Origin of the sequence: Algoriphagus sp., from assembly GCF_024642405.1 — a bacterium.
GTDB lineage: Bacteria > Bacteroidota > Bacteroidia > Cytophagales > Cyclobacteriaceae > Algoriphagus.
Map to the genome: position 1 here is coordinate 1 of NZ_JAHEBC010000156.1, position 8,764 is coordinate 8,764.

The window sequence follows — 8,764 nt, forward strand, 5'->3', positions numbered from 1 at the left end:
TCTATGAAGCTTTAAGTGGCGAATAACGGTCCGCGATAGTTATCGGGACGAACCGTTGACTCTTTAGGATCAGGAAGGAATTTTTAGAACCAAAAAAGCCTCATATTTCTATGAAGCTTTAAGTGGAGAATAACGGTCCGCGATAGTCATCGGGACGAACCGTTGACTCTTTAGGATCAGGAAGGAATTTTTAGAACCAAAAAAGCCTCATATTTCTATGAAGCTTTAAGTGGAGAATAACGGATTCGAACCGTTGACCTCTACACTGCCAGTGTAGCGCTCTAGCCAACTGAGCTAATCCCCCAAAAGGTTTGCAAATATAGAAAGGTCATCTTACTGTGCAAACAATTAATTAATCAGAAGAATAATTAATCCTTGTCATAATACTTCGACCTAAAGTTACTTCGTCGGTATATTCCAACTCCCCTCCAACTGGGATACCTCTTGCTATTGTACTAATCTTAATTCCTTTTTCTTTTAGTTTTTTCGCCAAGTAAAAAGAAGTGGTATCCCCTTCCATAGTAGCGCTCAAAGCCAAAATCACCTCTTGAACAGGTTCATCTTCTTTGGCGATTTTAACTCTTTCCAGCAAGGATTCAATGGTAAGCTCCTCCGGTCCAATTCCTTGGATTGGGGAAATTACTCCTCCCAGTACATGATAGGTTCCTTGAAACTGATTGGTATTTTCGATTGCTAAAACATCACGTATGTCCTCTACAACGCAAATCAAAGTTTTATCTCTTTTTGCGCTTGCACAGATAGAGCATTGCTCGGCATCTGAGATGTTGTGACAAGTTTTGCAATATTGAATCTCTTCCCTCATTCTGGTAAGTGCCAAAGTCAAAGCTTCTGTATGCACTTCATTTTGCTTCAATAAATGTAGGGCAAGTCTCAATGCAGTTTTTTTTCCGATACCAGGCAATCTGGATATCTCGGTCACTGCATCTTCAATAAGTTTGGAAGGAATATTCACTCAGGATAGATTATACAATTGCAGCTTGGATTCCGGCATCTAATATAGCTTCACACATAGGCTTAAGCTCATCCACACTTCCTTTTTTTACAGCACATTTCCCTTTAAAATGAATAATTATTGTGCACTGCTCGGCTTGTTCGGTACTGTGTTTACAAACTTTTACCAAAATATTAGCTACATGATCGAAAGTATTCACATCGTCATTGTAAACAATTAGATCTGAGGAATCTAAATCTATCGCTTCCTCCAACAATACTTCGGTCTCTTCCTGAAATTGATAGGTCATGTTCAATCGATTCATTTTGCAAAATTAATAATAATAGACAATTTAGCGGCTAATCTTAGCCTCAATTATGAATTCACAGGTAGTTCTGATCGTTATTTCCTGCTATTTTTTATTGCTTTTTCTGATTTCATGGTTTACCTCAAGAAAAGTAACTGCAGATACATTCTTTACCGGTGATCGGCAATCTCCTTGGTTTTTAGTTGCATTTGGAATGATCGGAGCTTCTCTTTCAGGAGTGACATTCATATCAGTTCCTGGAGAGGTAGGTAATTCTAACTTCTTTTACTTCGAAGTTGTTTTAGGATATACGCTTGGATATTTTACAATTGCGAAAGTATTATTGCCCTTATATTATCGTTTAAATTTGGTTTCTATCTATTCTTATTTGGAAGATAGATTTGGTTTTTGGTCTTATAAAACCGGGGCTTTTTTCTTTATTTTATCCAGAACCGTAGGTTCATCCCTTCGGGTTTTTCTAGTAGCTTCAGTCCTGCAATTGATATTATTTGATTCATTGGGGATTCCATTTTGGACTTCAGTTTTAATCACTGTAGGACTAATTTGGCTCTATACTTTTAGAGGGGGAATCAAGACTGTGGTTTGGACAGATACACTTCAAACCTTTTTTATGCTGGCAGCGGTGGTTATAAGTATTGTATTAATTGGAAATGAATTAGAACTTTCAAGCATTAGTGAGTATTTCAAGGTGGTTTCAGATGATCCCAGATCAAAAATATTTAATTGGAACTGGAAAGATGGGACTAATTTTTTCAAACAATTTATATCAGGTGCATTCATAACTATCGTGATGACAGGTTTGGATCAGGATATGATGCAGAAAAACCTAACCTGTAAAAATATTGGAGAAGCTCAGAAGAATATGTTTTGGTTTACCAGTAGCTTGGTGATCGTAAATCTTCTGTTTCTAGGTTTGGGTGTAATGCTTTATCTCTTTGCTGAAACCAAAGGTATTCCCCTTCCAACTCGAACTGATGAGTTGTTTCCAATGCTTGCTACCCAACATTTTTCAGCTTTTGCGGGAATTGTATTTGTGCTGGGAATTACTGCTGCGGCTTATTCAAGCGCTGATTCAACATTGACTGCTTTGACAACTTCGTTTTGCATAGATTTCCTCCAATTAGAGCGAAAATATCCTGTTGATCAACGCGTGAAAATCAGACAGAGAGTTCATGTAGCATTCACGTTTTTAATGTTTTTTGTCATTTTGATCTTCCATTGGCTCAATGATCAAAGTGTAATTAATACGGTATTTGTGATAGCAGGATATACTTATGGTCCTTTGCTTGGTCTTTATTCCTTCGGGCTTTTTACCAAATTGCAGGTGAAAGATAAATGGGTTCCTTACCTAGCTGTTTTGGCGCCGACAATAACTTATATTATTGCCTCTAATTCAGAAAAATTACTTTGGGGCTATAAGTTTGGGTTTGAGGCTTTAATCCTAAACGGGCTTTTGATGTTTTTAGGATTGTGGTTAGTCAGGAAAAAATAATTAAAGGGCTAGTTCAGTTTCTGGATTCCAGAATACTTGATCAAAGTTCTGTATTTGATCATCCACCACTTTCACTCCTTCTTTTTCGAGAGCTTCCTGCATCGCTGTAGGTGTTTCAAAATGATGCTTCCCAGTCAATAAACCTTGACGGTTTACAACTCTGTGTGCTGGGACTTCAGCCATGGTATGTGCTGCATTCATAGCATATCCAACCATTCTTGCCCCACTTTTTAATCCTAAATAATGGGCTATAGCCCCATAACTAGTAGCTCTTCCCTCTGGAATTTCTTTGACTACTTGATAGACCAATTCGAAATAATTAGGTTTCTCTTTCTTCATGAGATAGATTTAAAATGGACTGATTTACGATTTTCCTAAGCTTTGATTCTGATTCTTTTTCTCCGGTTTTTATTGGAAATTGAAACCGTACTAGGCTACTTTCAGATTTTCTTTCAAAAATATTAAGTTGTGCTCCTTTTAAATAAACTACTTCTGAAAATGGCTTCAGTTCTCTTTTTAGTTTTTCCTCTAATTCATTGAGTTGTAAACTGATTTCATTTTTCAATTCAAAATCAAAAATCATCTGGTGTGCATTGTTTCGAGAATAATTTACGATCTCAGTAGCTAAGACCATAGAATTGGGGACAATGATTATTTCCCCGGTTTCGCTTTTTAAGATCAGGTTGATTAAAGTAATATCCCGAATGAAGCCTGTGTTTTTTCCAATATGAATTTTATCTCCAATCTCCAATTGATCCGAGAACATAATGATCAAACCGTTAGCGATGTTTGTAATGTAATCTTTGGTCAATACAGCAATGGCCGCCGCCACAATCGTTATACTGGTCAAGAATTCCAGTGGTCGAATGCCAACAGCAAGCATCAGAGAAATGAGCAAGATGATCACATTAAGAATCCATGATATTCTATCAATTCCTATCACAAAATTAGGTTGAACTTTCTCTTCTCTGGTCTTTTTCAAGTAAAAACGTAAGGCAGCAAATCTTCCTAAGGAAATGATCAAGTTGCTACTGAGCAAGAAAACAAGGGCTCTGATCAAGTTGGTAACTTCTGGATGCGAATCCAAAAATGGGCGTAACATCGTGTCAGCCACATAGATGTAGTCCAATACTATTAAAAGCAATAGTTTAAAAGCGAAATTCCTTCTTTTAATACTTTCCTTGCTTTGTATACTGGTTTTTAAATGATACATGTCTTATTTTAAAAATTAAGGGTAATTTTAGGCATATTCAGACAGAATTTTTCATAAGTATGAGCAGAAATATAATTATTACAGGGGCCAGCGGAAATTTAGGGTCTGCTGTTGTTGAGAAATTTAAGAGAGAAGGATATCATATCATAGCTTTAACGGATCCAAAAAGAGAAGATTTCATAGAAGAGGCAGATGATAGTTATGAAGTGGACGTAACAGATGAAGGCCAAGTTGTTTCATTTGTAAAAGAATTTCAACTTCAATATGGTGAGCTGGATGCATTAGCTTTGTTAGTTGGGGGATATGGAAGTGGAGGGTTTGAAAAGACGAGCCAAGCTGATATCCAGAAAATGTTTCATCTAAACTTTTTCAGCGCATATCATTTGGTAAGAGGATTTTTGCCAATTATGAAAAAACAACAAAAGGGCACATTTCTCTTTGTTGGTGCTAGACCCGCGTTGGAATTGTCAGGAGCAAAAGATTCGCTGGCCTATTCGCTCAGCAAAAGACTGGTTATTACATTAACTGAGATTCTTGGAGAGGAAATCAAAGATTCTCCGATTCGTTCCCATGTGTTTGTTCCGAGTATTATCGACACCCCACCCAATAGAGAGTCTATGCCAGATGCTGATTTTTCAAAGTGGGTGAGCCCAGTAGAAATAGCAGAGGCCATGCACTATGCAGTGAACACACCAGCCCTTCGAAATATGACTTTTAAATTATACGGAGAAGTTTAAATCTAAACCTATGAATGCTAAATTAGTCCTTTCTTTTTTACTTGTTTTTAGCCTAGTTGTTTCGGCCAATGCCCAGTCGGAAAGAGATGCAGTCAAGGCTGTGATAGATTCGTTATTTGATGGAATGCGTGCAAAAGATTCAGATCAAATATTAAGCGCATTTTCTGAGAATGCGATCATGCAAACAATCCAGAATAAACCAGAGGGGACAATTATTGCTAGTAATTCTGTTTCAGATTTCGCGAAAAATATTGGCTCTATTCCTGCGGATAGACAATTGGATGAGCGTCTTACAGATTATGTGATAAATATTGATGCAAATATGGCGACAGCGTGGACGCCATATCAGTTTTTCGTGAATGAAAAATTCAGTCATTGTGGAGTGAATTCGTTCCAATTAGTCAAAATTGATAATGCGTGGAAAATCGTTTATATCATTGATACAAGGCGAACAGAAGCATGTGTTGAATAGATGAATAATTTTAAATCTCAGGTCTTCCAAGCTGCATTCGATCTGCTGGAAGAAAAGAATAAGCTTCTCTCTTCTGAGTTAAAGTCATTAGAGCATAGTATTAATGAAGATACTAAAAGTTCTGCGGGAGATAAATACGAAACGGGTCGGGAAATGATTCGGCAGGAAATCGGGAAAGTCGAAAATCAATTCCAACAGAACAAAGTGTTTACCATGGAAATGAAACATCTCATGGATTCCCAAAAATCTAGTTTAAAAATCACAGAAGGTAGCCTGGTTCGTTTTGGCGAGGATTGGCTTTTTATTTCTGTAAGTATCGGCCAGATTATAGTGGGTGGTGAGAAAGTCTTTTTATTGAGCAAAAATTCACCTTTGGGACAAGAACTTATGGGAAAAGAAAAAGGGGGACAGGTTTCCTTTAGGGGGAAATCTAAAATAATCAAAGAACTTCTATAGGCATTTAATTTTTTGGAGTGAAACTCATTAATTCTCCAGATTCACCCAATAATTTAATTTCGGTGTCTGAGCTTTTGAATTTTACCACCTTTCCTAATGCTGTTATAAAAGACGATTCTCCATTACCAGGACAAGCTTTTCTGGTCATCGCACCAGGATCAAGTTTTAATTTTTTTCCTTCCAAACTGTAAATTCCTGAAAAATCATTGCAACCGCTGAAACCTGTTAATTTTCCCGCCTCAGAAAATTCAAGGGTAGGAACTCCTGAGGGAAAACTCTCTTGTAGGGAGCTAATGTCGTTCATTGAATTAAGTTCCCAGGTTTTGTTTTCCAGAAGACCCATAGCAGTTTTTTGAACCGGTTTACATTCAACCAGCAAAAAAGCCAAAAGAATAATGGAAATGGATTTAAAAACTTTCATAATATCCTGCATTTAATGGAATAACAATTTATGAAATTCATTGACCAAATTCTCTTTTGAGTTTCAATAATTAATCAATGTTTAAGGTCAGTTAAATCGAAAAAAGCCTGATTTATTGCTTAATTTTTAAAGAAAGTACATCTTTTTTGAAAAACTATAAAGGAATGTTTGGCATATCAAATTTTTGGGCTTAAGATTGTCATGTCAATTCTTCGGATATGGTATTAGCAGCAAATAGTTCGTTTACAGAAACACCATTTATTTTTCATGGTTTAGTTGCGCGTACATCTTTTTTTATGTCTACCGGAAATTGTACCTCGATGACGGGTGATCCCGTTTTAAATTAATAGTACCCGCCCTCTTGGCCATTTTGGTCCTCCTAAGTTATAACTCATTACAAGATTATTTATGAAAGTCATCAAGTTTGGTGGTTCATCCGTAGCGAACCCAGAAAACATCAAAAAAGTATTTTCCATTATTCAGGAAAAACTTAAAAAGCATGAAATAGCCATCGTTTTTTCTGCATTTGGTGGAGTCACGGAGAGCTTACTTAAGATCTCACAACTTGCAAAAGACGGTGATCCTGCCTATAGAGATTTACTTCAAAGCCTTGAAGAAAAGCATCTGGATATGGTGAGACAGTTAATTTCTGTTCAAAACCAATCTACAGTCATGACTTATGTGAAAGTTCGATTTAAGGAATTGGAGGATTTATTCCACGGGATTTTTCTGATCAAAGAAAATTCTCCTAGGACTTTGGATTATGTAGCAAGCTTTGGGGAAAGACTGTCTGCATTTATTTTATCTGAATCTTTGGCAGGGAAAGGATTGAAAACTCAATTTTTAGATGCAAGAGATGTGATCAAGACGAATGATAGGTTTGGTCAAGCACGTGTTGATTTTCAAGCTACTAATGCATTGATAAGAAGTTATTTCGGAAAAAATGACGGAATCAAAGTCATTACGGGTTTTATTGCCTCCACTTCCAAAGGGGAAACTACCACCTTGGGAAGATCAGGATCTGATTATACGGCATCTATTTTTGCTGGTGCTCTAGAAGCAGAAGATTTGGAAATTTGGACTGACGTTTCAGGGGTTTTAACCTCTGATCCTAGATTGGTTTATACTGCTTTCACTGTACCTCAATTGAGCTATAATGAAGCAATGGAATTGTCTCATTTTGGAGCGAAGGTGATTTTTCCTGCAACTATGCAGCCTGCAATGAAGCGGAATATTCCGATTTATATCAAAAACACTTTTGAACCTGAAAATCCTGGAACAAAAATCAATAGTGAGGTCACGAAGGAGGCTTTAATCAAGGGAATTAGTTCGATGTCCAATATTTCGATAGTGACCGTCCAAGGCGCAGGGTTAATTGAGTCAGTTTCTGGTACAAGTCGGGTTTTTAAAGCATTGGCAGATGCAGAAGTAAACATTGTTTTAATTTCTCAAGCCTCCTCAGAGCATAGTATTTGTTTGGCGATAAAAACCGATGAGGCTTATCTAGCAAAAGAAGCAGTGGAAAAAGAATTTCACTACGAGATAAAATCGGGTGAAATGGATGAAGTGAATTTACTTCATGGCTTTTCTACGGTAGCGGTAGTTGGAGAAAATATGAAGCATAACCCCGGTGCTTCAGGAAGAATGTTTAGAGCCTTAGGAAGAAATAACATCAATGTTGCTGCAATTGCTCAAGGGAGCTCGGAATTGAATATTTCTGCTGTAATCCCCCAGATCGACCTACAAAAAGCATTAAATGCACTCCATGAGGCATTCTTTCTTTCAGAAAATAAAGTGCTTCACGTTTTCTTGATAGGAACAGGTTTAATTGGGCAGGCTTTAATTAAGATGATAGCTTCTCAACAAGAAAAATTGCAGCAGGAAAGTTTATTGGACATTCAGATCCATGGTTTGGCAAATAGCCGATATATGGCATTTCATGAAGATGGATTTGATTTGAAAAACCCGCATCAACTTAGTGATGCCGATGAAAAGATGGATTTAAATAAATTTATCGAAACGATGGAGCAGATGAATTTTTCAAACTCTGTTATGGTAGATTGTACTGCTTCTTTGGACGTTGCCAATACATATTCTCGAATTCTTGAAGCTAAAATAGGAATTGTAACTCCCAACAAGAAAGCAAATTCCGGTTCGATGGAGCAGTATCTCACTTTGAAGAAAATTGCCAAAAAGCGTGGAGTAAAATTTCTTTATGAAACGAATGTTGCAGCTGGCCTTCCAGTGATAAACACACTTCAAGATTTGATGCTTTCAGGAGATCGGGTGATTAAAATTGAAGCGGTACTGAGTGGTTCGATGAACTTCATTTTCTCCGAATTTGAAAAGGGAGCGTCTTTTTCAGAGGTGGTAAAAATTGCAAAAGATAAAGGTTATACCGAACCTGATCCTCGAGATGACTTGAGTGGGATGGATGTAGCTAGGAAGATTTTGATATTGGGTAGAGAAGCTGAGCAGACTTTGGAGTTTGATTCAGTTACCGTAGCTGGGATGGTTCCAAATGACTGCGTTGTGACAGCTTCGGTAGATGAGTTTTTTGAAAAATTAAAAGCTCATGATATAGAGTTTGAGAAACTTAGAGAAGTAGCTCAAAAAAAGGGGGAGAAACTTCGTTTTATGGCCACTCTAGAAAATGGAGCTGCCAAAGTAGGTTTGAACTCCTTGAAATTAGA

At 37.2% G+C, this 8,764-nt stretch carries 10 protein-coding genes and 1 tRNA gene; 5 read left to right on the forward strand and 6 right to left on the reverse strand.

The window, feature by feature from the left end; genetic code table 11:
- Positions 1 to 230: 230 nt before the first annotated feature.
- The 3 genes from Q0L68_RS12305 to Q0L68_RS12315 form a co-directional block, all read right to left on the reverse strand.
- Positions 231 to 304, reverse strand: a tRNA-Ala gene (locus tag Q0L68_RS12305).
- Between the two features lie 48 nt (positions 305 to 352).
- Positions 353 to 973 carry a recombination mediator RecR gene (gene recR / locus Q0L68_RS12310; protein ID WP_296703525.1) on the reverse strand — a complete coding sequence of 207 codons (621 nt, stop codon included), beginning with the start codon at positions 971 to 973 and terminating at the stop codon, positions 353 to 355.
- A gap of 10 nt (positions 974 to 983) precedes the next feature.
- Positions 984 to 1,262: an ATP-dependent Clp protease adaptor ClpS gene (locus Q0L68_RS12315; protein ID WP_296703526.1), complete on the reverse strand. Its 279-nt coding sequence runs from the start codon at positions 1,260 to 1,262 to the stop codon at positions 984 to 986.
- Positions 1,263 to 1,329: 67 nt separating this feature from the next.
- Here Q0L68_RS12315 and Q0L68_RS12320 point away from each other — a divergent pair, with 67 nt between their 5' ends.
- Positions 1,330 to 2,772, forward strand: a complete 1,443-nt coding sequence (locus Q0L68_RS12320) for a sodium:solute symporter (RefSeq protein WP_296703527.1) — start codon at positions 1,330 to 1,332, stop codon at positions 2,770 to 2,772.
- Here the strand turns inward: Q0L68_RS12320 and Q0L68_RS12325 are convergent, their stop codons facing one another.
- Together Q0L68_RS12325 and Q0L68_RS12330 are read right to left on the reverse strand one after the other, a co-directional pair.
- Complete coding sequence (locus Q0L68_RS12325) at positions 2,773 to 3,111, reverse strand: MGMT family protein (RefSeq protein ID WP_296703530.1); 339 nt, start codon at positions 3,109 to 3,111, stop codon at positions 2,773 to 2,775.
- The gene (locus tag Q0L68_RS12330) at positions 3,092 to 3,916 is read right to left on the reverse strand and encodes a mechanosensitive ion channel family protein (protein WP_296703532.1); all 825 of its coding nucleotides are present in this window, start codon (positions 3,914 to 3,916) and stop codon (positions 3,092 to 3,094) included. Before Q0L68_RS12330 ends, Q0L68_RS12325 begins: the two co-directional genes overlap by 20 nt.
- A gap of 128 nt (positions 3,917 to 4,044) precedes the next feature.
- Here Q0L68_RS12330 and Q0L68_RS12335 point away from each other — a divergent pair, with 128 nt between their 5' ends.
- From Q0L68_RS12335 to Q0L68_RS12345, 3 genes are read left to right on the forward strand one after another with little or no spacing between them, the layout of a single operon-like run.
- Positions 4,045 to 4,722 carry an SDR family NAD(P)-dependent oxidoreductase gene (locus tag Q0L68_RS12335; protein ID WP_296703533.1) on the forward strand — a complete coding sequence of 226 codons (678 nt, stop codon included), beginning with the start codon at positions 4,045 to 4,047 and terminating at the stop codon, positions 4,720 to 4,722.
- A 10-nt stretch (positions 4,723 to 4,732) separates the two neighbouring features.
- Positions 4,733 to 5,194, forward strand: a complete 462-nt coding sequence (locus Q0L68_RS12340) for a nuclear transport factor 2 family protein (RefSeq protein WP_296703536.1) — start codon at positions 4,733 to 4,735, stop codon at positions 5,192 to 5,194.
- Positions 5,195 to 5,650: a hypothetical protein gene (locus tag Q0L68_RS12345; protein ID WP_296703538.1), complete on the forward strand. Its 456-nt coding sequence runs from the start codon at positions 5,195 to 5,197 to the stop codon at positions 5,648 to 5,650.
- A 4-nt stretch (positions 5,651 to 5,654) separates the two neighbouring features.
- Here the strand turns inward: Q0L68_RS12345 and Q0L68_RS12350 are convergent, their stop codons facing one another.
- The gene (locus Q0L68_RS12350; protein WP_296703542.1) at positions 5,655 to 6,071 is read right to left on the reverse strand and encodes an META domain-containing protein; all 417 of its coding nucleotides are present in this window, start codon (positions 6,069 to 6,071) and stop codon (positions 5,655 to 5,657) included.
- 408 nt (positions 6,072 to 6,479) lie between these two features.
- Between Q0L68_RS12350 and thrA the strand changes: the two genes are divergently transcribed.
- The coding region (gene thrA, locus Q0L68_RS12355) for a bifunctional aspartate kinase/homoserine dehydrogenase I (RefSeq protein WP_296703544.1) at positions 6,480 to 8,764 on the forward strand (2,285 nt) is incomplete at its 3' end.

Excerpts from the sequence above, each read along its gene's own strand:
- Q0L68_RS12320 (WP_296703527.1), top strand. The coding sequence starts at position 1,330 with ATGAATTCACAGGTAGTTCTGATCGTTATTTCCTGCTATTTTTTATTG.
- Q0L68_RS12325 (WP_296703530.1), bottom strand. The coding sequence starts at position 3,111 with ATGAAGAAAGAGAAACCTAATTATTTCGAATTGGTCTATCAAGTAGTC.
- Q0L68_RS12345 (WP_296703538.1), top strand. The coding sequence starts at position 5,195 with ATGAATAATTTTAAATCTCAGGTCTTCCAAGCTGCATTCGATCTGCTG.
- Q0L68_RS12350 (WP_296703542.1), bottom strand. The coding sequence starts at position 6,071 with ATGAAAGTTTTTAAATCCATTTCCATTATTCTTTTGGCTTTTTTGCTG.
- Q0L68_RS12340 (WP_296703536.1), top strand. The coding sequence starts at position 4,733 with ATGAATGCTAAATTAGTCCTTTCTTTTTTACTTGTTTTTAGCCTAGTT.
- Q0L68_RS12315 (WP_296703526.1), bottom strand. The coding sequence starts at position 1,262 with ATGACCTATCAATTTCAGGAAGAGACCGAAGTATTGTTGGAGGAAGCG.
- Q0L68_RS12335 (WP_296703533.1), top strand. The coding sequence starts at position 4,045 with ATGAGCAGAAATATAATTATTACAGGGGCCAGCGGAAATTTAGGGTCT.